Origin of the sequence: Bradyrhizobium sp. JYMT SZCCT0180, assembly GCF_018130165.1 — a bacterium.
Taxonomy (GTDB): domain Bacteria; phylum Pseudomonadota; class Alphaproteobacteria; order Rhizobiales; family Xanthobacteraceae; genus Bradyrhizobium.
This window is the reverse complement of the sequence record NZ_JAFCLZ010000030.1, coordinates 71465-96649: the sequence shown is the minus strand read 5'-3', so window position 1 is coordinate 96649 and position 25185 is coordinate 71465. Positions and strand designations below refer to the sequence as shown.

21 protein-coding genes are annotated in these 25185 nt (G+C 63.0%); 13 read left to right on the top strand and 8 right to left on the bottom strand.

Annotated elements, in window-relative coordinates:
• Positions 1–514 precede the first annotated feature (514 nt).
• Complete coding sequence (locus JQ641_RS33560) at positions 515–1294, bottom strand: SDR family NAD(P)-dependent oxidoreductase (protein ID WP_212000648.1); 780 nt, start codon at positions 1292–1294, stop codon at positions 515–517.
• Between the two features lie 150 nt (positions 1295–1444).
• Here JQ641_RS33560 and JQ641_RS33555 point away from each other — a divergent pair, with 150 nt between their 5' ends.
• The 3 genes from JQ641_RS33555 to JQ641_RS33545 are packed head-to-tail and all read left to right on the top strand — an operon-like array spanning position 1445 to position 3595.
• Positions 1445–2236, top strand: coding sequence for an enoyl-CoA hydratase/isomerase (locus tag JQ641_RS33555; RefSeq protein ID WP_212000646.1), 792 nt, complete (start codon positions 1445–1447; stop codon positions 2234–2236).
• Positions 2233–3219 (top strand): phosphotransferase family protein, encoded by a 987-nt coding sequence (locus tag JQ641_RS33550; RefSeq protein ID WP_212000644.1) that lies wholly within the window; start codon positions 2233–2235, stop codon positions 3217–3219. Before JQ641_RS33555 ends, JQ641_RS33550 begins: the two co-directional genes overlap by 4 nt.
• Before the next feature lies 1 nt (position 3220).
• Positions 3221–3595 (top strand): DUF6285 domain-containing protein, encoded by a 375-nt coding sequence (locus tag JQ641_RS33545; RefSeq protein ID WP_212000643.1) that lies wholly within the window; start codon positions 3221–3223, stop codon positions 3593–3595.
• A gap of 132 nt (positions 3596–3727) precedes the next feature.
• Here the strand turns inward: JQ641_RS33545 and JQ641_RS33540 are convergent, their stop codons facing one another.
• Positions 3728–4507, bottom strand: coding sequence for an enoyl-CoA hydratase-related protein (locus JQ641_RS33540; protein ID WP_212000642.1), 780 nt, complete (start codon positions 4505–4507; stop codon positions 3728–3730).
• Positions 4508–4712: 205 nt separating this feature from the next.
• Between JQ641_RS33540 and JQ641_RS33535 the strand changes: the two genes are divergently transcribed.
• Entirely contained in the window at positions 4713–5987 is a 1275-nt protein-coding gene (locus JQ641_RS33535; protein WP_212000641.1) for an acyl-CoA dehydrogenase family protein, read from the top strand.
• 124 nt (positions 5988–6111) lie between these two features.
• Here the strand turns inward: JQ641_RS33535 and JQ641_RS33530 are convergent, their stop codons facing one another.
• Positions 6112–7692: a fatty acid--CoA ligase gene (locus JQ641_RS33530; RefSeq protein WP_212000640.1), complete on the bottom strand. Its 1581-nt coding sequence runs from the start codon at positions 7690–7692 to the stop codon at positions 6112–6114.
• A 193-nt stretch (positions 7693–7885) separates the two neighbouring features.
• The gene (locus tag JQ641_RS33525; protein WP_212000639.1) at positions 7886–8761 is read right to left on the bottom strand and encodes an SDR family oxidoreductase; all 876 of its coding nucleotides are present in this window, start codon (positions 8759–8761) and stop codon (positions 7886–7888) included.
• Positions 8762–8864: 103 nt separating this feature from the next.
• Between JQ641_RS33525 and JQ641_RS33520 the strand changes: the two genes are divergently transcribed.
• From JQ641_RS33520 to ppc, 4 genes are all read left to right on the top strand, one after another.
• The gene (locus tag JQ641_RS33520; RefSeq protein ID WP_212000638.1) at positions 8865–9677 is read left to right on the top strand and encodes a crotonase/enoyl-CoA hydratase family protein; all 813 of its coding nucleotides are present in this window, start codon (positions 8865–8867) and stop codon (positions 9675–9677) included.
• Positions 9678–9811: 134 nt separating this feature from the next.
• Complete coding sequence (locus tag JQ641_RS33515; protein WP_212000636.1) at positions 9812–11356, top strand: acyl-CoA synthetase; 1545 nt, start codon at positions 9812–9814, stop codon at positions 11354–11356.
• Between the two features lie 129 nt (positions 11357–11485).
• Positions 11486–13174 (top strand): hypothetical protein, encoded by a 1689-nt coding sequence (locus JQ641_RS33510; RefSeq protein WP_212000634.1) that lies wholly within the window; start codon positions 11486–11488, stop codon positions 13172–13174.
• 185 nt (positions 13175–13359) lie between these two features.
• Positions 13360–16143: a phosphoenolpyruvate carboxylase gene (gene ppc / locus JQ641_RS33505; protein WP_212000633.1), complete on the top strand. Its 2784-nt coding sequence runs from the start codon at positions 13360–13362 to the stop codon at positions 16141–16143.
• 128 nt (positions 16144–16271) lie between these two features.
• Here ppc and JQ641_RS33500 read toward each other — a convergent pair whose 3' ends face one another.
• The 4 genes from JQ641_RS33500 to JQ641_RS33485 form a co-directional block, all read right to left on the bottom strand.
• Positions 16272–17207 carry an SMP-30/gluconolactonase/LRE family protein gene (locus tag JQ641_RS33500; RefSeq protein WP_212000631.1) on the bottom strand — a complete coding sequence of 312 codons (936 nt, stop codon included), beginning with the start codon at positions 17205–17207 and terminating at the stop codon, positions 16272–16274.
• A gap of 422 nt (positions 17208–17629) precedes the next feature.
• A complete protein-coding gene (locus JQ641_RS33495; RefSeq protein ID WP_212000628.1) occupies positions 17630–18544 on the bottom strand; it encodes an SDR family oxidoreductase in 915 nt (304 codons plus the stop codon).
• A 142-nt stretch (positions 18545–18686) separates the two neighbouring features.
• Positions 18687–19826, bottom strand: coding sequence for a thiolase C-terminal domain-containing protein (locus JQ641_RS33490; RefSeq protein WP_212000627.1), 1140 nt, complete (start codon positions 19824–19826; stop codon positions 18687–18689).
• A gap of 3 nt (positions 19827–19829) precedes the next feature.
• Positions 19830–20243, bottom strand: a complete 414-nt coding sequence (locus tag JQ641_RS33485; RefSeq protein WP_192737329.1) for a Zn-ribbon domain-containing OB-fold protein — start codon at positions 20241–20243, stop codon at positions 19830–19832.
• A 213-nt stretch (positions 20244–20456) separates the two neighbouring features.
• On the opposite strand from JQ641_RS33485, the gene JQ641_RS33480 reads away from it, so the two are divergent.
• From JQ641_RS33480 to JQ641_RS33460, 5 genes are all read left to right on the top strand, one after another.
• On the top strand, positions 20457–21797 hold the full coding sequence (locus tag JQ641_RS33480) for an acyclic terpene utilization AtuA family protein (protein ID WP_212000625.1): 1341 nt from the start codon (positions 20457–20459) through the stop codon (positions 21795–21797).
• A 1-nt stretch (position 21798) separates the two neighbouring features.
• Positions 21799–22116 (top strand): AtuA-related protein, encoded by a 318-nt coding sequence (locus JQ641_RS33475; protein WP_212000623.1) that lies wholly within the window; start codon positions 21799–21801, stop codon positions 22114–22116.
• A gap of 104 nt (positions 22117–22220) precedes the next feature.
• Entirely contained in the window at positions 22221–23576 is a 1356-nt protein-coding gene (locus JQ641_RS33470; RefSeq protein WP_212000621.1) for an amidase, read from the top strand.
• Positions 23569–24246 carry a DUF2848 domain-containing protein gene (locus JQ641_RS33465; protein WP_212000656.1) on the top strand — a complete coding sequence of 226 codons (678 nt, stop codon included), beginning with the start codon at positions 23569–23571 and terminating at the stop codon, positions 24244–24246. Before JQ641_RS33470 ends, JQ641_RS33465 begins: the two co-directional genes overlap by 8 nt.
• Positions 24247–24419: 173 nt before the next feature.
• Positions 24420–25166, top strand: a complete 747-nt coding sequence (locus JQ641_RS33460) for a 2OG-Fe(II) oxygenase (protein ID WP_212000620.1) — start codon at positions 24420–24422, stop codon at positions 25164–25166.
• Positions 25167–25185 lie beyond the last annotated feature (19 nt).

The window sequence follows — 25185 nt, the reverse complement described above, 5'->3', positions numbered from 1 at the left end:
TGCGGTGGACGCTTGTTCACGTCTGACGACGGCGTGGACTAAGCGTACGGCAAAACCGTGTGGTCCTGGCGCCCGTTGCCGGCGTCAAGCTGTCGGAGAAGCGTGAGCGGAAACGATAGCGACGGAGTCAACCAAGAACTCGTCTCCGGGGAGAGCACGGCATAAGCCGTAAAGCCATTGCGCAGGGAAGGCCGGGTGTTCACCGCTGCCCTGTATGCTCGTGTGCACTTTGTTTTGTGCAATCCGCACACGGGACCGCGGGTGCAGCGCGCACCCGGTCTTCCCTGCGCCCTCTCAATGAGAGGGCAAGGTTTTCTGGCAAAGCTCGGGCGCAATGCGTCGCGAGAATGCGAAGCTGCGTTTTCCAACCACAGCTGTCATCGCCCGGCTTGACCGGGCGACCCAGTATTCCAGAGACGTCAATGGATGGAGTCGATAGGCCGCGGCGTACTGGATCCCCGCCTGCGCGGGGATGACAACTGTTCGTGGTGATGGATTGTCTGTCTCGGTAACCTCAAAACGCCGTATATCCGCCGTCGATCACAAAGCAATCCGCCGTATGATACGACGACGCCTGGCTCATGATGTAGACCGCGATGCCGCCGAAATCACTGGGCTCGCCGAACCGGCGCACCGGGATGCGTGGCATCACGTTGGCGACGAACTTGTCATTCGCCATGACGCCCGCCGTCATGTCGCTCTTGATCCAGCCGGGCAGGATCGCGTTCGCCGTCACGCCGTAGCGCGCAAGCTCGACCGCGAGCGCGCGGCACAATGCGTTCAGCGCGGCCTTGGAGCCGGCGTAATGCTCGTTGCGCGCGGTGCCGAACAGCGACGCCATGCTCGAGGTCGCCACCAGCCGGCCGAACTTGTCGCCGGCTTCCGCGCGCTCGGTCATGTGGCGCGCCGCGGCCTGGAACACATGGAAGACGCCATCGAGATTGGTCGCGAACATTTTTCGCCATTCTTCCTCGGTGCGGTCGATGAAGGCGCGCCGGCCGCCGCCGCCGATGCCGGCGTTTGCGAAGCAGCCGTCGACGCGGCCGAGCGCATCCAGCGTGGCCTTCATCGCGGCCTTGACCGAGGCGGGATCGCTGACGTCGCAGATGCGAGTGTCGACCTTGCCGGGACCCTTGGCGAGGCTTGCAGCGGCACTCGCGTTCTTGTCGGCGCTGCGGCCCCAGATCGAAACGGTGCAGCCCGCGGCGTTCAGCGCCTGCGCAATGCCGAGGCCGATGCCGCCATTACCGCCGGTGACGACGGCAACGCGGCCGGAGAGGTCGAAAATGCTCATGAATGTTTCCTCAAGTCGTGCGCCCGGTGGCGGGCAGATGTTCGCGTTCGACCATGGACAAGCCGATCAGGAAAATCAAATATGGGCCCAAGCAACACATCCGCCCATCGCGCTGCCTGATAGCGCGTAAACACAACTCATGAGGAAACAATGCAGTTCAAGCACGTCACGCTCGATTTCGATGGCCCGGTCGCCGTTCTCAGGCTTGACCACCAGGAGGTCATGAACGCGGTTTCGATGGACATGCTGGGCGGGCTTGCCGATGCGCTCGACGAGATCGAGGACAAGAAGGAGCAAGTGCGCTGCGTCGTGCTGACCGGTGCCGGCCGTGCCTTCTGCACTGGCGCCAACCTGCAAGGTCGCAACAATCAGAAGCCTGGCAAGAGCAACGCCGGGGCCTCGCTGGAAACTGGCTTCCATCCCTTCCTGCGGCGCATCCGCAAGCTCCATTGCCCGCTCGTGACCGCCGTCAACGGCCCGGCCGCCGGCGCCGGGATGAGTTTTGCATTGATGGGCGACATGATCCTGTGCGCGCGCTCGTCCTATTTCCTGCAGGCGTTCCGCCGCATCGGCCTGGTGCCGGATTGCGGATCGACCTGGCTATTGCCGCGCATGATCGGCAAGGCGCGCTCGGTCGAGTTGTCGCTGATGGGCGAACGGCTGCCGGCGGAAAAGGCGCTGGAATGGGGCCTCGTCAACCGCGTCCATGACGATGCGGTCTTGATGGAAGAGGCGATGAAGCTGGCGCATGATCTCGCCAACGGACCGACCATCGCGCTGTCGCTGATCCGAAAACTCTATTGGGACAGTCCGGAAAATTCCTTCGAGGAGCAGCTCAATCTCGAATTCGAATCGCAGCGCATCGCGGGGTCGGCGGAAGATTTCAAGGAAGGCGTCACCGCGTTCCTTGAAAAGCGCCCAGCCAAGTTCAAGGGCAAATGATCGAGGCCGAACTCGGACGCTGCGTCGCCGCCTGGTATCCGGGCGCGACCGGCGTCACTGGCGCGGCAAAACTTTCCGGCGGCGCCAGCCAGGAGACCTGGACGTTCGATATCGTGAATCCCAGCGGCAATGTCGGCGCGATCCTGCGCCGCGCGCCGCCGGGTTATGGCGCATCGCCCGGCCGCGCCGCAGGGCTCGACGCGGAAGCAACGCTGATGCAGCTGGCGCACGACGCCGGCCTGCCGTCGCCGCGCGTGATGCATGTCCTGAAGCCCGAGGACGAACTCGGCACCGGCTTCATCATGCAGCGGATCGAGGGCGAGACCATCGCGCGAAAAATCCTGCGCGACGAACAATTCGCACAAGCGCGTCCGATGCTGGCGCGCCAGCTTGGCGGGGTGGTCGCGGGCATCCACGGCTTGCCGGCGGCAAAACTGCCAAAGCTGCGCGAGATGACAGCGACAAAGGAAATCGCCGATCTCGATCGCGAGTATCGCAGTTTTGGCCGGCCGCGTCCGGTGTTCGAGCTGGCGCTGCGCTGGCTGCGCGAACGCGATCCCGGTCCGTCAAAGGAAGTAACGCTGGTGCACGGCGACTTCCGCCACGGCAACCTCATCATCGGTCCAGACGGCGTGCGCGCGGTGCTGGATTGGGAGCTGGCGCATTTCGGCGATCCGATGGAGGATCTCGGGTGGATCTGCGTCAATTCCTGGCGCTTTGGCGAGATCGACAAGCCGGTCGGCGGATTCGGTTCGCGCGAGGATCTGTTCGCCGGCTATGAAGCCGCCGGGCGCAAGGCCGATCCCGACCGCGTGATGTTCTGGGAAGTGATGGGCACGCTGCGCTGGGGCATCATGTGCTGCGGCATGATGCAGCGGTTTCGCCAGGGCCCTGATCACTCGATGGAGCGCGCGATGATCGGGCGCCGTTCGTCAGAGACGGAAATTGATTTGCTACGGCTGCTAGCCCCCAGGGGGAAGTAAGATGCAGGACGAACCGACACCCACCGAACTGATCAAGGCGGTCGCCGATTTTCTGCGCAACGAGATCACGCCCGCCATCAAGGGCCACAACGCCTTCAAGCTCCGCGTCGCTATCAACGGCCTCGATTTGGTGACGCGGCAACTGGCGCTGGAAGGCGATAGCGACAGCGCAGAGGCCGCGCGGCTCAAGCAACTGCTCGGCATCGACGGCGCGCTGCTCGACCTCAACCGCGCGCTGTCGGATAAAATCGCCAAGGGCGAAGTCGATCTGCAGACGCCGGGACTGGCCGATCATCTATGGCAAACCACGATGGACAAGCTCGCGGTCGATCAGCCGAACTACGCGTCGTATAAGAGGGAGTTGGGGTCGAAGTGATTGCTGTTCGTTCCCCGGACGCAGCGCAGCGCGAAGCGGTGCGCTGCAGAGCCGGGGTCCATCTGCGGCATTGTGGGTCCCGGCTCTGCGGAGCAGCGCTACGCGCTGCACCGCGTCCGGGACACGACAGCTTTATTTCCCCAACCATTTCGGCGCGCGCTTCTCCGAAAACGCCTTCGGTCCCTCGATGTAATCCTGCGAGGCCGCCATCGCCTTCACCGCCGGGTATTCGCGCTGTTCGGCGATCGCCTGCTCCAGCGAGACCGCCATGCCCTTCTGGATCGCCTGCTTGGAGGCGCGGATCGACATCGGCGAGTTCTTGGCGATGGTCTCGGCCCAGCGCTCGGCGGCCGCCAGCGCTTCGCCGGCAGGAACCACTTCATTGACGAAACCGAGTTCAAGGCCCTCCTTGGCCGAGACGTGGCGCGCAGTCAGGATCATGCCCATGGCGCGCTTCAGTCCGATCTGGCGCGGCAAGCGATGCACGCCGCCGGCAAGCGCGGCGAGGCCGACGCGCGGTTCGGGCAGCGCGAAGGTCGCATTCTCCGAGGCGATGATGAGGTCGCACGCCAGCGCGATCTCGAACCCGCCGCCCATCGCGACGCCGTTGACGGCGGCGATGATCGGCTTGTCGCAGTCGAACCGCGAGGTGAGGCCGGCAAAGCCGCCCTTGTCCCAGCCGCGCTTGCCGCCCGCCGCCTGCCATTTCAGATCGTTGCCGGCGCAAAAGGCCTTGTCGCCGGCGCCGGTGACGATTGCGACCCACTGGTCGGGATCGGCGGAGAAATCGTCGAACACCTTGTTGAGTTCGAAATGCGCGTCGATATGCAGCGCATTGTACACTTCGGGGCGATTCAACGTGATGATCGTGATCGGACCCTTGCGTGTGACCTTGGAGAATTTGAGATCCATGTTCGCTCCCGCTGTTTTTCTGTGACGAGGAATAATAGCGCGGTGCCAGCCGCCGGAACCCATTCAATTACGCAAGCGAGCCGCGCGTCACAAGCGATATTCGCTTGCTTGACTTGGGGCTGCTCTTCCAACCTTAATCGAACATGCGCCGCCTGGTCCGGCTAGCCACTAAACACAATAAACGACATTTTCGGGAGAGACCGCCGTGGATTTTGCATTGCCCGCCGACCTCGTCGCTTACCTCGACGAACTCGACAAGTTCATCGCGCGCGAGATCAAGCCGCTGGAAGAGGCCGATGACAACATCCGCTTCTTCGACCATCGCCGCGAATGGGCCCGGACCGATTTCGACAAGGGCGGCTTGCCGCGGCACGAATGGGAAGCGCTGCTGCGCAAGGCGAAAAACCTCGCTGACGCCGCCGGGCATTTGCGGTTTGCGATCCCGAAGCGCTACGGCGGCAAGGACGGCTCCAACCTCTGGATGGCCGTGATCCGCGAGCATTTCGCGTCCCAGGGACTGGGCCTGCACAACGATTTGCAGAACGAGCATTCGATCGTCGGTAACCTGCCGATCGTGACCATGCTCGACCGCTACGGTACCGACGAACAGAAGGCGATGATCGACGGTTCGATCACCGGGAAGTACCGCATCACCTTTGGCCTCACGGAACCCGAACACGGCTCGGATGCCACGCATATGGAAACAAGGGCGGTGCCGGCGACCCGTGACAACGTCAAGGGCTGGATCGTCAACGGCCAGAAGATGTGGACCACGGGCATGCATGTGGCGACGCATTGCGCGCTGTTCGCGCGCACGTCAGGCAATGACGGCGACGCGCGCGGCATCACCTGTCTGCTGGTGCCGGCCAAAGCCGAGGGCGTGAAGGTCGAGGAGTATATGTGGACCTTCAACATGCCGACCGATCACCCCCGCGTCAGTTTTACCGACGTGTTCGTGCCTGACGATGCGCTGTTCGGCGAGGTCGGCCGCGGCCTGTCGCTGGCGCAATGCTTCGTGCACGAGAACCGGATCCGGCAGGCGGCGAGCTCGCTCGGCGCCGCCGTCTATTGCATCAACGAAAGCGTCAAATACGCGCGCGAGCGAAAGCCGTTCGGCAAGGCGCTGGCCGAAAACCAGGCGATCCAGTGGCCGCTGGTGGAACTGGCGACGCAGGCCGAGATGCTGCGGCTGTTGATCCGCAAGACCGCGTGGGAGATGGACAAGCTGACCCAGGCGGAGGTCGAGCACACGCTCTCCGACCGGGTCTCGATGTGCAATTTCTGGGCAAATCGCCTCTGCTGCGAAGCCGCCGACCGAGCCATGCAGGTCCATGGCGGCATGGGTTATTCGCGCCACAAACCGTTCGAACACATCTACCGCCACCACCGCCGCTACCGCATCACCGAAGGCAGCGAGGAGATTCAGAAGCGCAAGGTCGCGGGATTCCTGTTCGGGTATATGGGGGCAGGGAAGCATTGAGAGCTCCGCGCACCGAACTCGTAGGGTGGGCAAAGGCGCGCATGCGCCGTGCCCACCATCTACTTCGAGCAAGAAATGGTGGGCACGCTTGCGCTTTGCCCACCCTACGAAGCTAGGAAGAGCGCTAATTCACCTGTCGGTCCTTCCCCGTCCAATACGGGTCACGCAAATTCCGCCGCAAAATCTTGCCCGAGGGATTGCGCGGCAGCGCTTCGAGAAAATCCACCGACTTCGGCGTCTTGAAGCCGGCGATGCGTTCGCGGGTGAAGTTGATGATGTCGGCGGAAGTCGCTTGCTTGCCCGGCTTCATCACCACGATCGCCTTGACCGCTTCGCCCCATTTGTCGTCGGGGATGCCGATCACTGCGGCTTCGGCGACGTCAGGGTGATCGCAGATCGCGCTCTCGACTTCGGCGGGATAGATGTTCTCGCCGCCCGAGATGATCATGTCCTTGATGCGGTCGTGGATGTAGAGGTAGCCGTCCTTGTCCATGTAGCCGGCGTCACCGGTGCGCAGCCAGCCGTCGCGGTCGAGCGTCTTGGCGGTGGCTTCCGGCAGGTTCCAGTAGCCGACCATGTTGGAGCCCGAACGCGTGGCGATCTCGCCGACTTCACCGACCGGCAGCCGCGTGCCGTCGGCGTCGAGGATCGCAAGCTCGATGCCCGGCAACGCCTTGCCGGCCGAGCGCATGCGGTCGAGGCCTTCGATATGGTCCTCCGGCGGCAGCGCGACGATGGTGCCTGTCGTTTCGGTCATGCCGTACATCTGCACGAAGCCGCATTTGAAGACCTCGATGCATTCCTTCAGCAGCGCCGCCGGAATAGGCGAGGCGCCGTAGAGCATGTATTTCAGCCGCGAGAAGTCGATCTGTCTCGCGCGCGGCTGCCGCACCACGAACTGCATCGCGGCCGGCACCATGAACAGCTTTGTGATGCCGGACTGTTCGAAGAAATCCAGCACCTTGGTGGGATCGAACTCGCGCGCGATCACGCCCTTGGCGCCGTGATAGAGCCCCATCACGCCCCAGCCGGAGCCGCCGATGTGAAAGATCGGCATTGCCACCAGCGAGACGTCGTCGGTCGACCATTTGTTCCAGTCGGGCTTCTCGGCCTCGCTGCCGGTCTGCACCAGGTTGAGGAAGTTGGCGTGCGACAGCATCGCGCCTTTCGGCTTGCCTGTCGTGCCCGACGTATAGAGCTGGATCGCGACGTCCTTCGGGCTGATCGGCACCTTGGGGTCGTCGCCGCTTTGCGCATCGCGCCAGGCCGTAAAATCCGGCCATTCCGGCGCGCCGCCTTCGGTGGTGATGATGGTGCGGAGGTCAGGCAGCTGCGGCTTGATGTTGCGGGCCTGCGTGATGAACTCCGGTCCGACGAACAGCACCGGCGCCCGGCAATCCGCGACGATGAAGGCGACCTCGGGACCGGCCAGTCGCCAGTTCACCGGCGCCATCACCACATTGGCCTTCATCGCGCCCATCAGCAGTTCGAAATAGATGTCGCTGTTCTTGCCGAGATAGGCGATGCGCTCGCCCGACTTGACGCCGAGCGCTACAAGCGCATTGGCGACGCGGTTGGTCTTGATGTCGAATTCGGCGAAGCTGGTCTGACGTCCCTCGAATTCATAGACCAGCGCATTGCCGCGGCTCCTGGCGCGCTCGCGTACCATCTCGGCAAGGTTTGCCGGCGCTTGTGTGGCGGACATGTTTCTCCCGTCGTGTCTTATTTTCGTTGCACAGAGTTTGGCGGTATCGCGCGCGAAAAACAAGCAGCGTCGTCCCGGCGAAGGCCGGGACCCATACGCCGCGCCGATCGGTGAAGAAATGCGGCCAGTTGCCCTTGTAACGATTAATGCCGGTGGCTATGGGTCCCGGCCTTCGCCGGGACGACGTAAAGTTTTACCCGCTGCGCGACGCGCGGTCTTTTTCGTTCTGCGCCTTGATCGAATCCCGCGCGCGCTCCCAGTCGGCATCGGACCACTCGCGCAGCTCGTAGAAGTTTCCGCCGGTTGCCAGCGCCTGTGCGCCGTCCATCGCAATGGTCTCACCGTTGATCCAGTCGCAACCACCCGAGATCAGGAACACGGCAAGGTTCTGCAATTCTTCCATCTTGCCGACGCGGCCCATCGGATTCCGTGCGATGGTGCGTGCGCCGGGTTCATCGCCCGGGTTGAGACGCTTGCTCATGCCCTCGGTCGGAATTTCACCGGGTGCGATGGTGTTGAGCCGGATACCATAGCGTCCCCATTCCATCGCCAGCGACATGGTCATGGCATGGATCGCCGATTTGCTCATCGCCGACGGCACCACATAGGGCGAACCGTTGCGGACCCAAGTCACGGTGATCGATACCACGTTGCCGCGCTGCTTCTCGGCAATCCAGCGGCGGCCGATAGCGTGGGTGACATAGAACGTGCCGTGCATCACGATGTTGGCAATCGCGTCGAAGCCGCGTGGCGTCAGGTCCTGGGTGCGCGAGACGAAGTTGCCGGCGGCGTTGTTGATGAGATCGGTGAGCGGACCGCCGGTCCAGATCTGTTCGATCATCTCGTCGACCGCAAGTGCGTTGCGGATATCGACGCCGTGGCTGACCACACGTCCGCCGTGCAGGTCCATCAATTCGGTTGCGGTCTCGTCGCACACGATCTTGCGGCGGCCGCAGATGTGGACCTCGGCGCCAAGCTCAAGAAAACGCGCCGCCATGGATTTGCCGAGGCCGGTACCGCCCCCGGTCACGAGAATGCGTCGCCCGGTGAGAAGCTGATCGTTGAACATCGTTTCCACCCGAATGAATTGCTGTTAATTGGTCGATTGACTAAATCCGGACAACGCCGTTCTGTAAAGCGATAACAACGAATAGCAGTGGAGGAGAATTCTCATGGAGCAGCGCGTTTCGATATCGATTTCGGACGGCATTGCCGACGTCCGGCTGGTGCGAGCGGACAAAATGAACGCGCTCGACGCCGCGATGTTCGAGGCGATTGTCGCTGCAACTGAACGGCTTGCGCACGAAAAAGGGGTCCGGGCGGTAGTATTGTCCGGCGAAGGACGGTCGTTCTGCGCCGGCCTCGATATGGGCCGTTTCGCCGCGATGAAGGAGCAGGGCGGTAACGGGATCGCCGGCAGCGAGAAGCGCGACCTTTCCGCGCGCACCCATGGCCTCGCCAATTTTCCCCAGCAGGCGGTGTGGGGTTGGCGGCAACTTCCGGTGCCGGTGATTGCGGCGATACAGGGCGTCGCCTTCGGCGGCGGGTTCCAGCTCGCGCTCGGCGCCGACATGCGCTTCCTCACGCCCGATGCGCGGATGTCGATCATGGAAATCAAGTGGGGCCTGGTGCCTGATATGGCGGGTACGCCGATCCTCGCCAGCCTCGTGCGCGACGATATCCTGCGCGATCTCACCTACACCGGGCGAATCTTCTCGGCGCAGGAAGCGATGAGCTACGGCCTTGCAACGCGGATCTGCGACGACCCCCGCGCCGCGGCCTTCGAGGTCGCGCGTGAGATCGCCGGCAAGAGCCCCGATGCGATCCGCGCCGCCAAGCGCATGCTCAACAATCTGTCCGTCGATCCCGGCCCGGCGCTGCTTGCCGAATCCGTCGAGCAGATGAAGCTGATGGGCAGCGCCAACCAGCAGGAAGCCGTGCGCGCCAATCTGGAGAAGCGGACGCCGCGGTTTGCGGATGTCTAACTCACGCCGTCATGGCCGGGCTTGTCCCGGCCATCCACGTCTTCTTTTCTAGAACAGAAGCAAGACGTGGATCACCGGGACAAGCCCGGTGATGACGGAAACACTCAGTGGTCTCCAATAATGAAAACAAAGCAATGACCGAAACATCCCCCTTCCTCGGCATCATCAGCGGCCAGCGCCGGCGCGAGCATGCCGAGGTCGCCGAGCGTACCGACCGTATCGCCAGCGGATTGCACAAGCTCGGCGTCAAGCCGGGCGATAGCGTCTGCATGCTGATGCGCAATGATATCGCCTTCATCGAGGCCGCCTATGCCGCGATGCGGCTCGGCGCTTACGGCGTTCCCGTCAACTGGCACTTCAAGCCGGAAGAAATCAATTATGTGCTGAAGGATTCCGGCACCTCGGTGCTGATCGCGCATGCCGACATGCTGCATCAGCTGCGGGATGCGATTCCATCAGGCGTCACCGCGCTCAGCGTGCCGACGCCGCCGGAGATTTTGACGAACTACAAGATCAACCCCGATCATCTCTCAACACCGGATTTCGCGATCGATTTCGAAGCCTGGCTCCAGCAACAATCGCGCTATGACGGGCCGGTGGTACCGCAGCCGCAGAACATGATCTACACCTCGGGCACCACGGGCCACCCGAAGGGCGTGCGCCGCTTTGCGCCGACGCCCGCGCAGATCGCCAACGCCGAAGCCATGCGCGCGATGATCTATGGCCTCAAGCCGGGCGCGCGCACGATCCTGCCGGGGCCGCTCTATCACTCCGCGCCGAACTCATTCGGCCTGCGCGCCGGACGGCTTGGTGGCGCGCTGATATTGATGCCGCGCTTCGAGCCGGAGGAATTTTTGCGGCTGATCGAAACGGAGCGCGTCGACACCATATTCATGGTGCCGACCATGTTCATCCGGCTGATGAAGCTGCCGGAGGAGGTGCGCAGGAAATACGACGTGTCGTCACTGCGGCATATCATTCACGCCGCCGCGCCCTGTCCGGCCGACGTCAAGCGCGCGATGATCGAGTGGTGGGGGCCGGTGATCTACGAATTTTACGGCTCGACCGAGTCAGGCGCGGTCACCTTTGCCAATTCCGAGGATGCGCTGAAGAAGCCCGGCACCGTCGGCAAGATTTCGCCGGGCGCTGAACTGCGCTTCATCGGCGATGACGGGCGCGTGCTGCCGCCGGGCGAGATCGGCGAAATCTATTCGCGCATATCGGGCAATCCGGACTTCACCTATCACAACAAGCCGGAGAAGCGCTCCGAGATCGACCGCGAGGGATTCATTACCTCGGGCGACGTCGGCTATATCGATCAGGACGGCTACGTCTTCATCTGCGACCGCAAGCGCGACATGGTGATTTCAGGTGGGGTCAACATCTACCCCGCCGAGATCGAAGCCGCGCTGCACGCCGTGCCTGGCGTCCACGACTGCGCGGTGTTCGGCATTCCCGACGAAGAATTCGGCGAAGCGTTGATGGCAGTCGTTGAGCCGCAACCGGGCGTGACGCTCGATGTCGCCGCGGTCCGCGCCGAGCTGAAGAAGTCACTGGCCGATTACAAGGTGCCCAAGCACGTCGAAATCCAGGCCAAGCTGCCGCGGGAGGATTCCGGCAAGATCTTCAAGCGCCGGCTGCGCGATCCCTATTGGGAGCGGGCGGGACGGCGGATTTAGCGGGCCGCAGCGCGTTTGAATCAAAGTTTACGTATTCGCCTTCGCAACGGTGAAGCGGCGCGTTTAGCGATGCGTTAATTGGGCATAATTACAACTTCCGCGATATTCCTCGTGCCGGGTATTGCGTTGATGTTCAAGACTGTGTCCGGAATTTCGGCGATCGCATTTGCGGTCCTGCTTCTCCTGCAAGTGATCCCGGTACTCGGGTTCTTCATCCTGATCTTCGGCGGCCCGTACCTGGCCGGCCTCCTCCTGCATGTTTTCCTTGTCGCGTTGGCGGTCGAGAGTTGGCTGCGGCGGATTCCGCGCGCCTTGATCGCAATTCCCCTTGTCGCCTACGGAAGCTATTTCGGACTTTATGTTTATCAAACGATCGATATAGCGCGCGTCTCCGCTGAATTGCGAAAGGCCAATTCGGGTAAGGTCCTCGACTTCAATGCCGAGGTTCACTCACTGGTTACGCCGAACGCGCAGGCATTCGTTAGCAGCCACAAGGTCTCGGCGGCCTATGAGTCCAACGCGAACTTCGAGCCCGAGGGTTACCTTTCCTACCGCCTGATCCGTACTGATCAATGTAAAATTGAAAAAGACAGCCAAAACCGCATTCAGACATGGGGAGCCAGGTTCGGGGATAAGGCGATCACCACGGCCTGCTTGCTGCGTTTCCCTGAGAAGCCACCCCATCAGGTCGCCTCCGTGACCAAGATTGGTGATGAAGAGGTCTGGAAACACAAGGCGGGTATCAGCGCGCAGATCAGTGAATTGACGCTCGATGGCAAAGTCATTGGCGTTTACAAGACGGCCTCGGTGTGGCGGCTTCCAGCGTTCCCGGTCCTGATGATCGGATGCTTCCCGATGGCATCGCGATGCGCCGCTGATTTCAATAGGTCGCATGTCACGCTGGATACCGTCCCTGACGGCCTCGACCGCGAACGTTTTGATGGCCCCGAGAGTGTCATGCTCGGGATTCCAAAATATTCCTCCGCCGAAATTGCTGAGTTTCGCGGCTATCCCCAGAACGAGCCGACGTTAGCCTGGCTTGCCGATGAGCCAGCACGCGTCCAGGAGCGCATGTTCTCCTTGCTGAAGGAACTCGCCGAGGGCGGTTATCCGAAGGTACCCGGGGCCATCGGGTTCTCGGTCGCGCGAGACCCTTCGCGCCTTGCGCCTCTTGCCGAAGCCATGGCCAATCGGTTCATCGAACTGAGCAACATCAGGCCGTCCAATGCCGACGGACAGCAATACAATTATCGCTACGAGGGGCTGGCGAAAGCCCTGACCGCTGTGCCCGACGACGCCTTCGCAAAGGTCGCTGCACCACTTCATGCGTATTTCGTCGATGGAATGTCCGCATCGTTTCAGCAATTTCCAGAATTGATCGGCCGCATCCAGCGCGCTTCCGGACCACAGACGCCTGACTTCTACGAGATGGATTTCGTGGCGGCGCGAGGCTACCGGCGATTGTTTCCAACGCTTGCGATTTGCCGGATCGGCCGTGCCAGCCCCGCCGTCATTTCCGAAATGCGAGCACGGATTTTGCGGGGCAGCGCTGACATTACCTTCGACGTCGACAGCAAATCAGCGCTGATCGTCACGCTTCTCAAACTGGGGCAAGAGTCCTTCGTACGCGAGTACAAGTCGTATTTCGCGGCCAACGCGCCGGCCAATTTTGAGAGTTGGGTGGAGGCTGTGTTGTCGGGCAAGGGAGCAACCGAGATTGGCCCGAACAATTGCATGTCGATGGACTGGAATGGCCGGCGAGTGGCCAAGCCTTCCCTGGCTTGGGCCAACGGGGTCTGGTACGTCCGGCCATTGTGACCGCGCGGGATTAGTGACCAAATTCCGATCCCGCCGGCGGGCCTGTTTCTGCGACGCACCGCCAAACAGCTGCTGCACCGCGTCCGGGACACGGCGGGGTGCACCGCCTCCATCTTTATCTTGCACTGCGGCAAAAAACTTGCACACTCCAAACCTGCCGGGCAAGCCCTCTGGAGTAGCAAGCCATGTCACCCCAGACCATGCCTTCCGAGACCGAGATCCGTGCCAACCGCGTCGAAGACGCGGAGGACGCCCGGCTGCGGACCGATATCAGGCTGCTCGGGCGCATTCTCGGCGATACCGTGCGAGACCAGGAGGGCGCCGATGTCTTCGACCTGGTCGAGCGCATCCGGCAGACGTCGATCCGGTTCCACCGCGACGACGACAAGCCGGCGCGGCGTGAACTCGAACAGATCCTCGACAGCATGTCGATCAGCCAGACCGTGCGGATCGTGCGCGCTTTCAGCTATTTCTCGCATCTGGCCAACATTGCCGAGGACCAGAACAACATACGCCAGATGCGGGCGCGGACCGGGCCGGGCGGGGCGCCGCGCGCCAGCATGCTGGCCCAAACCCTGGCGCACGCGCGCACGGCCGGCATCAGCGCGGCCGATCTGCGCAAGTTTTTCGAAAGCGCCCAGGTCAGTCCGGTCCTCACGGCCCATCCCACCGAAGTCCGCCGCAAGAGCACGATCGACCGCGAGATGGAGATCGCCGCGCTGCTCGACCGCAAGGAGCGGGTGCAACTGACGCCCGAAGAGATCGAGGCGAGCGACGAGCAATTGCGCCGCGCGGTGCTGACGTTGTGGAAGACCAACCTCTTGCGCCGGACCAAGCTCACGGTGCTCGACGAGGTCGCCAATGGCCTGTCGTTCTACGACTACACGTTCCTGCATGAGGTGCCGCGGCTGCATTGCGCGCTGGAGGACCGGCTGAACGACGGCGACAGCTCAAGGGGCGAACTGGCTTCGTTTCTCAAGATGGGAAGCTGGATCGGCGGCGATCGCGACGGCAATCCGTTCGTGACCGCCGACGTGGTGCGCGGGACGCTGAAACTGCAATCCAGCAGGGTGCTGCGGTTTTATCTGGAGGAATTGCATCTGCTCGGCGCCGAATTGTCGATGGCGGCGCATCTGGCCGATGTTTCCAAGGATTTGCGTGTCCTTGCGGAGCGTTCGCCGGATAAGTCGCCGCACCGAAGCGGCGAGCCCTATCGTCTTGCGGTATCCGGCATCTACGCGCGCCTCACCGCGACCGCGACGCGGCTGGACGTGGAGACCAGACGCCCGGCGGTCGGCGAGGCCGCGCCTTACGCCGATGTTGCGGAGTTCAAGGCCGATCTCGATATCCTCTATCGCTCGCTGATCTCGAACAATTCCGGCGTGATTGCGCGCGGTCGGCTGCGCCTGTTACGCCGGGCCGTGGATTGCTTCGGCTTCCACCTGGCGAGCCTCGATATCAGGCAAAATTCGGCCGTGCACGAACGCACCGTCGCGGAGCTGATCGACGCGGCGATGCCCGGCATGTCCTATCTGGCGTTGAATGAGGAGGCGCGGATCGCCTTGCTCGTCAAGGAACTCGGCAATGCGCGTCCGCTGACGTCGACTTTTGTGAAATACAGCGAGGAGACGATCGGCGAACTCGCGCTTTTCCATGCGGCCGCCGAGGCGCATGCCCGTTATGGTTCCGCCGCTATCCCCCAGTGCATCATCTCCATGTGCAAGGGGGTGTCCGACATGCTGGAGGTCGCACTGCTTCTGAAGGAAGCCGGCCTCGTTCATCCCTCGGGCCGTTGCGCAATCAACATCGTACCGCTGTTCGAGACCATCGAGGATCTTCAGGGCTCCAGCGGCATCATGGACCGCATGTTGTCGCTGCACGATTACCGCAAGCTGGTCGACAGTCGCGGAGCGATTCAGGAAGTGATGCTCGGCTATTCCGACAGCAACAAGGACGGCGGCTTCGTCACCTCGGGCTGGGAGCTCTACAAGGCTGAAATCGGCCTGATCGAGGTGTTCGAACGCCATCACGTCCGCCTGCGGCTGTTCCACGGCCGCGGCGGATCGGTCGGCCGCGGCGGCGGGCCGAGCTATGATGCGATTATCGCGCAGCCCGGCGGCGCCGTGAACGGCCAGATTCGCATCACCGAGCAGGGTGAGATCATCTCCAGCAAATATTCCAACGCCGAAGTCGGCCGCAGCAATCTCGAAATTCTGACGGCGGCGACGCTGGAGGCGAGCCTGCTGCAGCCGAAGCACAGCGCGCCGCGTCCGGAATATCTGAAGGCGATGGAGGAATTGTCCGCGCTGGCCTTCAGGGCTTATCGCGGGCTGGTCTATGAGACCGAGGGCTTCGCCGACTACTTCTGGGGCTCCACCGTCATCAACGAGATCGCCACGCTCAACATCGGCAGCCGTCCGGCCTCACGCAAGAAAACCCGCGAGATCGAGGATCTGCGCGCAATCCCCTGGGTGTTCAGCTGGGCGCAATGCCGCCTGATGCTGCCGGGCTGGTATGGCTTTGCCAGCGCGGTCGAGACCTGGATCGCGGAGCATCCCGAGCAGGGCATGCCGTTCCTGCAGGAACTATACCGCGAATGGCCGTTCTTCCGGATGCTGCTGTCGAACATGGACATGGTGCTGGCCAAGAGCTCGATTGCGATCGCCTCGCGCTATGCCGAACTGGTGCCTGACGTGGAGCTGCGCGAGAAGATTTTCGGGCGCATCCGCGAGGAATGGCACAGCTGCATCGGTTTGTTGCTGAAGATCATGCAGCAGGAGCGATTGCTGCAGAGCAACCCGCTGCTCGAGCGCTCGATCCGCAACCGCTTTCCCTATCTCGACCCGCTGAACCACGTGCAGGTCGAACTGCTCAAGGAGCACCGCGCGCAAAACCCCGACGAGCAGGTGCTGCGCGGCATTCAGATCACCATCAACGGCGTTTCGGCGGGGCTGCGGAACAGCGGGTAGGGGGCGAGGCGGTGGCTTCACCCCGTCATTGCGAGCGCAGCGAAGCAATCCATAGCGCGGCATAACCGATAGATGGATTGCTTCGTCGCTTTGCTCCTCGCAATGACGTTGCGAGGCCTAAGATCCAATCACGGCTTCATGGCGCCCTGTGCACTGGTGTAAACGGCGTAGAGCGATGACGAGCCGCAGATGTAGAGCCGGTTACGCTGCATGCCGCCGAAGCACAGGTTTGCAACCGTCTCCGGGATGTGGATCTTGCCGAGCAGATCGCCGTCAGGCATGTAGCAGCGCACGCCGTCCTCGTTCGGATCGCCCCAACCCACGGAGCACCAAAGACGCCCGGCGGTGTCGCAGCGAAGCCCGTCGGTAATGCTGGGCTTGGGCATCTCCGCAAACACCTTGCTGTTCGAGAGTTTTCCGCCCGCGAGATCCACATCGAACACGCGGATATGCGACGGGTTGTCCGGCCCGTCGGTGAAGCCGGTATCGCAGATATAGAGCTTCTTCTCGTCGGGCGAGAAGCAAAGGCCGTTCGGCTGCACGAAGTCATCGACGACCATCTTGATGTCGCCGGATTTCGGATCGACCCGGTAGACGTTCTTCTTGTCCTGCTCGGCATCGGCCTTGATGCCCTCATAGAAGCCGCCGATGCCGTAGGCCGGATCGCAGAACCAGATCGAACCATCGGCCGCGACGACCGCGTCGTTCGGCGAGTTCAGCTTCTTGCCATTGTATTTGTCGGCGATGATGGTGATCGAGCCGTCGAGTTCGGTCCGGGTCACCCGTCGGCCGCTATGTTCGCAGCTGATCAGGCGTCCTTCCCGGTCGATGGTGTTGCCGTTCGAATTCATCGACGGCTGGCGGTAGACGCTGACGTGACCGTCATCCTCCGTGAAGCGCATGATGCGGTTGTTGGGAATGTCGGAAAACAGCACGTAGCGGCCAGCCGGGAAGTAAACCGGTCCCTCGGCCCAGCGGAACCCGGTTGCGACGCGCTCGACGGCCATGGTGCCGGCAAAGGCCGGGAAGCCGGTGGGCCCGAACGAAACTCCCTTCTTTTTCATCGACTCAAGGCGGGCGTCCGGATAGCGAGCGCCGGGTAGCGGTCCCAGGGGCAGCGGGCCGGTTGAGGGGGTTGGGACGCCCGTTTGGCCTAACGGGGCTACGCTTGCCGCGGAGGCCGCTGTCATGGTCACGGCCGTGGTGGCCAGCACGGTTGCACCGCGCAAGAGCGCACGGCGATTCAGCCCGTTCGTGCTGGCGTCGGTGGAGTGAGAGTCTCGGGGTAGTTCTTGGGGTAGCGGAGTTGTCATTTTTTCCTCCCAGTTTTTCGTTGGAAGGAAATCATGTGCCCGCAATTGGGCATAAAGCAGGCGAGTTTCGTCGAACAACCTGGGGATGAAGCGGAAGTAGCGTCCTTATGCCGGAGCCGGGCCAGCTTTGCAGGGTGGGCAAAGCGTCGCTGCCCACCCTGTGTTGTCGCGGCTCAGATCGGATCCCAGGTGAAAACGTCCGCGGAGCGATCGAGCTTGGAGAATGATCCCTTCAGCGCCGGCATGCCGTGTTCGGCGATCGTCTGTGGCGTCCAGCCTTCGCTGCGGTGAACCGAACGCACCGGACGATGCTGGCCGAACAGGAAAATCTCGTTCATGCGCACGCCGAAAATCTGTCCGGTGACGTCCTTGGCATCGTCCGAGAGCAGATGCGCGCAGACCGGCGCGATCTTCTCCGGTCCCATCTGCTGGATTTTCGCGACGCGCGCCTTCTCGGCCTCGGTCTCGGTCGGGATGGTGCCGATCATGCGGGTCCAGGCGAACGGCGAGACGCAGTTCGAGCGCACGTTGAAGCGGCCCATGTCGAGCGCGATCGACTTCGAGAGGCCGACGATACCAAGCTTGGCGGCGGCGTAATTGGCCTGGCCGAAATTGCCGATCAGGCCCGAGGTCGAGGTGAAGTGCACGAAGGAGCCGCTCTCCTGTTCACGGAACAGCCGTGCCGCGGCATGGCTGACATAGAACGAACCCATCAGATGCACCTTGATGACGGATTCGAAGGCTTCGACGCTCATTTTATGGAAGATCATGTCGCGCAGGATGCCGGCATTGTTGACGACGCCGTCGAGCCGGCCGAAATGATCGGTCGCCGTCTTCACGATCTTGCTCGCGGGGATCGCTTCCGCCACCGACTCGAAATTGGCAACCGCCGTGCCGCCGCGCTTCTTGATCTCTTCCACCACTTCCTCGGCGGGAGCTGCGCTGTTGCCCGCGCCGTCGGCGGCACCGCCGGGATCGTTGACCACGACCTTTGCCCCTTCGGCGGCGCAGAGCAGGGCGATCTCCCTGCCGATGCCGCGACCCGCGCCGGTGACGATGATGACTTTGTCCTGCAGTGATTTGGTCATGGTGGTTCTCCTGTTATCTGTGTGAATTGCCTTTCGTCATTCCGGGGCGGAGCGAAGCGACGAGCCCGGAATCCATAACCACGATCGGGAGTATGGATTCCGGGCCTGCGCCAAACGGCGCATCCCGGAATGACGGACGCGGTTAGCGTTCGTTCGTAAAAATGATCGTGCCTGACGCCGCGAACATGCCGCCGACGCCGTGGCACACCGATATCCTGGCGTCCTTGACTTGCGCCGGCGCAATGCCGCGCATTTGCCGGACGCTCTCCTGCAGCGCGTACATGCCGTACATGCCCGAATGCATGTAGCTCAAGCCCCCGCCATTGGTGTTGAGCGGCAGCTTGCCACCGGGGCGCGTGTTGCCCTCGGCGATGAACTTGCCAGTCTCTTCGTGCGGCATGAAGCCGAGATCGCCGAGACCGAACAGCGGCAGATGCGCAAAGGCGTCGTAGATCATGAGGTGATCGACGTCCTTGTGGGCGATGCCAGCCTCCTTGAACGCGAGCGGTCCCGCGGTCGTGAAGGCGCGCGAAGAGTTGAAGGTCTCCATCTGACTGACCATCGGCGTTTCCACGCTCTCGCCGGTGCCGAGGACATAGACCGGCTTGTTCGGAAAGTCCTTGGCGCGGTCGGCCGAGGTGAGGATCAGTGCGCCGCCGCCGTCGGTGACGAGGCAGCATTGCAGGATACGGAACGGATAGGCGATCATCTTCGAGTTCAGCACGTCCTCGACCGTGATCGGCGCCTTCATGGTGGCGCGGGGATTCTTCGCGGCCCATTCGCGCTGCACAACCGCGACCATGGCGATCTGCTCATGGGTGATGCCGTAGGTCTTCATGTAGCGCAGCACGGGGATCGGAAACATGCTGGGCGGACCGAACACGCCGAACGGCGACTCGAACTGGCCGTTGAGGCTGTCCGGCGGCGTCGAGCGCGGAAGTTTGCCGATCATCGACTTGCCGCTCTCGGCGTGCGTGATCAGCACGGTCTTGCAGAGCCCTGCCTCGATCGCGGCCGCGGCGTGGCGGACATGCAGCATGAACGAACAGCCGCCTACGGAAGTGCCGTCGACCCAGGTCGGCTTGATGCCGAGATAATGGGCGATCTGCTGCGGGGTTTCCACCGCCGTGGCGATGCCATCGATGTCGGACAGTTTCAGTCCGGCGTCGGCGATGGCGTTGAGCGCCGCATCCGCGTGCAGCTGGATCTGCGACATGTTCGGGATGACGCCGAGTTCGGTGGTCTCGGCGGCGCCGACAACGGCGACCTGGTTTCTGCGCATGACTTACCCCTTCGCCGGACGGAACTGGGGAAGAGTGATCTTGTCGTCGAGTTTTTCGAACGCGACCTCGAGCTTCATGTCGAGCTCGAGCGCCTCCGGCGTCTGCGGACAATCGATGATGTTGCTCATCATGCGCGGACCTTCGTCGAGTTCGACGACGGCGATCGCGTAAGGTGGCGTAAAGCCGGGCGCGGCGGGGCGATGGTTGATGACATAGCTGTAAAGCCTGGCCTTCCCGCTTGCCTTGAACACGCTGACCTTGCGCGAGGCGCAGGACGGGCAGAACGGGCGCGGCGGAAAGTAGACGTTGGCGCAGGCGTCGCAGCGCTGCAGGCGCAATTCGCCGGCCGCAGTACCGTCCCAAAAGTGCTGGGTTTCCGGGGTCGGCTTCGGTTTGGCGCGCGCTGGCTCTGCCATATCAGGCATTCCTCCCTGGGTCGGGCACGAGCCCGCCTGTTTCAATCTTGATGCGACATTTGACCATTCCCCGTCAACGGTCCAGCCGTGCCGCCGCATGGCCGCATTCCCGAGAAGCCAAGGCAGCGTGGAGGGCGCTTGTATGCCAGTGATTTCCCGCGCTAGGGTGTTGCTGATTGCGCCGCACGGAATGAGCGCGATGACGGAGACGATGTGCGAACGATTCGAATAGGATCCGGTGCCGGCTATTCGGGCGATCGCATCGAGCCCGCGATTGAACTCGCCGAAAAGGGCGACATCCAGTACCTGGTGTTCGAATGCCTCGGCGAGCGCACGGTCGCATTGGCGCAGCAGGCGCGCATGAAAAACCCCGAAGGCGGCTACGATCCGCTGCTCGAGGAGCGGATGCGCGCGGTGCTGCCGCTGTGTGCCGCCAAAGGCATCAAGATCGTCACCAATATGGGTGCCGCCAATCCGGAAGCCGCCGCACGCCGGACCGCCGAGATCGCGAAGTCGCTTGGGCTGTCCGCGCTGAAGATCGCCGCCATCGTCGGCGACGACGTGCTCGACGCCTGCAAGGACGGCGATCTGCCGATCATGGAATTCGACGGCACCATCAAGCAGCTCGGCAACCGCTTGCTGTCGGCGAATGCCTATCTCGGCGCGGAGCCGATGGCAGAGGCACTGACTGCTGGCGCTGATATCGTCATTACCGGGCGCGCCTCCGATCCGGCGCTGTTCCTGGCGCCGATGATCCATGCCTTCGGCTGGGCGATGGACGACTGGAATTTGCTTGGGCAGGGCACCGTCGCCGGACATTTGCTGGAATGCGCGGGGCAGATCACCGGCGGCTATTTTGCCGATCCCGGCTACAAGGATGTTCCGGACCTGGCGCGGCTCGGTTTTCCGATTGGTGAAGTCGGCGAGGACGGCAGCCTTGTCATCACCAAGGTTGCGGGTTCCGGCGGTGCGGTGACGGCGCGGACCTGCAAGGAGCAGTTGCTCTACGAGGTGCACGATCCTCGGCAGTATTTCCAGCCGGACGTGGTCGCGGATTTTTCGCAAGTGACCGTCGAGGAGATCGGGCCCGATCGTGTGCGCGTCAGCGGCGGGCGCGGCCACCAGCGAACCGATACGCTGAAAGTCTCGGTCGGCTATGTCGACAGCTATATCGGTGAAGGGCAGATTTCCTACGCCGGCCCCGGTGCGCTGGCGCGCGGCCGGCTCGCGCTGGAGATCGTGCGCGAACGGCTGAAACTGACGGGTGTCGAAACCAGCGAGTTGCGGTTCGAACTGGTCGGTGTCGATTCCCTGCACGGCGCGGAAGTCTCTACCCGCGCGAACGAGCCCTATGAAGTCCGCGTTCGGGTCGCCGGGCGCACGGAAAATCTGCGCGAGGCGGTCCGGATCGGCAACGAGGTCGAAACGCTCTATACCAACGGCCCTGCCGCCGGCGGCGGTGCCTGGAAATCGGCGCGTGATGTGGTCGCGGTGGCGTCGGTGCTGTTGCCGCGCGATCTGGCGAAACCGCAAGTTCGTTTCGTGGGAGCATAAGGTGAAGCTGCGCGAGATCGCCCATTCCCGCACCGGCGACAAGGGCAACATTTCGAACATTTCCGTCATCGCTTATGACACGAAGCATTATCCGCTGCTGCGCGAGCAGGTCACCAGCGAACGGGTGAAGGCGCACTTCGCCGGGGTCGTCGAGGGCGATGTCGTTCGCTACGAACTGCCCAATCTGTCGGCCTTGAATTTCGTGATGACGCAGGCGCTCGGCGGCGGCGTCACCCGTTCGCTGGCGCTGGATGCCCATGGCAAATCGTTGAGCTCGGCCCTGCTCGATCTCGACATTGAAGACAACCCTAGTCCATAGTCGTCATGCCCGGGCTTGTCCCGGGCATCCACGTCTTGATGTCGTGACGTTGGAAAAGACGTGGATGGCCGGGACGAGCCCGGCCATGACGGAGAGAAGACGCCATGCCGAACAATCCTACACTTGCCTCACTCGCCGCCGATCTCGACAGCGGAGCGACCTCCGCCCGCAAGCTGGTCGAGGAATGTCTCGCCAAGATCGCCGACGCCTCGGGTGAGGGGGCGCGCGCGTTCATCCATGTCGACAAGGAAGGTGCCCTGGGCGCGGCGGACGCGATGGACCGGCTGCGCAAGGCGCATGCGGTGCCGTCGCCGTTTGCCGGCATCCCGGTCTCGATCAAGGATCTGTTCGACATCAAGGGGCAGGTGACCCGCGCCGGCTCGCGGGCGCTGGAGGAAGACTGCACGCCGGCGGAGGCCGATGCGCCCGTGGTGGCGCGGCTGCGCCGGGCCGGCTTTATCGTGATCGGCCGCACCAACATGACCGAGTTCGCCTATTCCGGCATCGGCATCAATCCGCACTACGGCACGCCGAAAAGCACCTGGAACCGCAGCGTCGGCCACGTGCCCGGCGGCTCGTCCTCGGGCGCGGCGGTCTCGGTCGCGGACGGCATGGCCCACGGCGCGCTCGGCACCGACACCGGCGGCTCCTGCCGGATTCCGGCGGCCTTCAACGGCATCGTCGGCTTCAAGCCGACGCAACGCCGTGTGCCGCTCGACGGCGGCGTGCCGCTATCCTTCTCGCTCGACAGTTTCGGGCCGCTGGCGCGCACGGTGCAGTGCTGTGCGACGATGGACGCGGTGCTGGCTGATGAGCCTGAGCTACCGGTGTTGCAGCCGCGCCCCGTCAGGGGCATGCGGCTCGCGGTGCCGACCACCGTCGCGCTCGATGATCTCGATGACGAGGTCGCAAAGACCTTTGAGCGCGCATTGGAAACGTTGTCGCGGCAGGGCGCGCTGATTGAACGCATCGAGGTACCGGAATTCCTCGATGTCGGCGCGATGAACGCCAAGGGTGGCTTTGCGGCGTCGGAAAGCTATGCGTGGCACCGCTATTTGATCGTGAGCAAGGGCGACGTCTACGATCCCCGCGTTCACGTCCGCATCCTGCGCGGCGAAGGCATGAGCGCGGCCGACTATATCGATCTGCTCGGCGCGCGAAAATCGTTCATCGCGCACACCGAGGCGCGCATCGCGCCCTATGACGCGCTGGTCATGCCGACCACGGCCAACACCCCGCCCAAAATCGCCGACCTCGCCGACGACAAGGCGTTCGCGACGCAAAACCTGCGCGCCTTGCGCAATTGCACGCTGATCAACATGCTCGATGGCTGCGCGATTTCGCTGCCCGCGCATCGCGAAGGCGAGGTGCCGGTCGGCTTGATGCTGGCGGGAGCGGGCGGAAGGGATCGCTGCATCTTTGAACTTGCGGCCGGAATGGAGAATGTCATCCGTGGTTGATCTTACCTTTACTGTTCAAGACAAGGGCGCGCTGACGCTTGCGATCGATCAGGCCGTGATTGCCGGCTGGACCGGGCGCGATCCGGTGGCGCGCGACAAGCACATTGCCGAGTTGGAAGCGATCGGCATCGCGCGGCCGGCCTCGACGCCGATCTACTACCGCGTCTCCGCCTGCCGGATCACCACCGCTGACAGCATTGAAGTCAGCGGCGGCGATTCCAGCGGTGAGGTCGAGTTCGTGCTGATCGGCAGGCAAGGCCGCATCCTTGTCGGCTGCGGCTCCGACCATACCGACCGCAAGGTGGAAGCCTACAGCGTCACGGTTTCAAAGCAGATGTGCGACAAGCCGATGGCCTCCACGCTGTGGGAGCTGGAAGACGTCATCGGTCACTGGGACCAGATGATCCTGCGCTCCTGGGCCATCATCGACGGCAAGAAGGTGCTGTATCAGGAGGGCACGCTCGACGGCATGCTGCCGGTGAACGACCTGATCGCGCGCGGCTTCGGCGGCAAAGGCCTGCCGGATGGTTGCGCGATGTTCGGCGGCACCTTCGCGGCCAAAGGCGGCATCCGTCCGGCTGATCGCTTCGAGTTCGAACTGGAAGACGCGGTGCTGAAGCGAAAGATCGGCCACGGGTATGATGTGATCGTGCTGCCGGTGTTGGGTTGATTTGTCGTCCCGGCGAACGCCGGGACCCATACCGCGTGATCTGTCGATAAGGCACGACGGCAGAGACCTTTCGCAACATTCCCGCCGGTGGCTATGGGTCCCGGCCTTCGCCGGGACGACGCTTAACGGAAATCGGGTGGCACACTGCTACCGGACTTGCGAAATTACCCGCCATGAAAGCAACCGCAAAAACCGCCGACCACCGCCCATCCCCCGACATCGCCGCCCGCGTCGATGCCGTCGACTGGACGCAAGCGACCGCCGATCTCGACGGGCAGGGCTGCGCCGTGCTGAAAGGGCTGCTGTCGCCGGACGAATGCCAGGCGATCGCTGCGCTGTATCCGGACGACACAAAATTCCGCAGCCGCATCGTGATGGGGCGTCACGGATTTGGGCGCGGCGAATACAAGTATTTTTCCTATCCGCTGCCCGACCTGATCGCTGAATTGCGCCCGGCGCTGTATGCGCGGCTGTGCGGCATTGCCAATCGCTGGAACCAGACGATGGGCATCGATATCCGCTATCCCCTGGCGCATCAGGCATTCCTGAAACGATGCCACGATGCCGGGCAAATTCGGCCGACGCCGCTGCTGCTGCAATATGGGCCCGGCGACTACAATTGCCTGCATCAGGATCTCTATGGCGAGCATGTGTTCCCGCTGCAGGTCGCGATCCTGCTCTCGGAACCGGGGCGCGATTTCACCGGCGGTGAATTCGTGCTGACCGAACAGCGGCCGCGGATGCAGTCGCGGCCCGAGGTGGTGCCGCTCACGCAAGGCGACGCGGTGGCATTTGCTGTGCATCACCGCCCGGTGCAGGGGACGCGCGGGTTCTATCGCGTTAATCTGCGCCATGGCGTCAGCCAGATCCGGTCCGGCCACCGTCATACCGTCGGCGTGATCTTTCACGACGCCAAGTAATTCACCACGCCATCTGAGT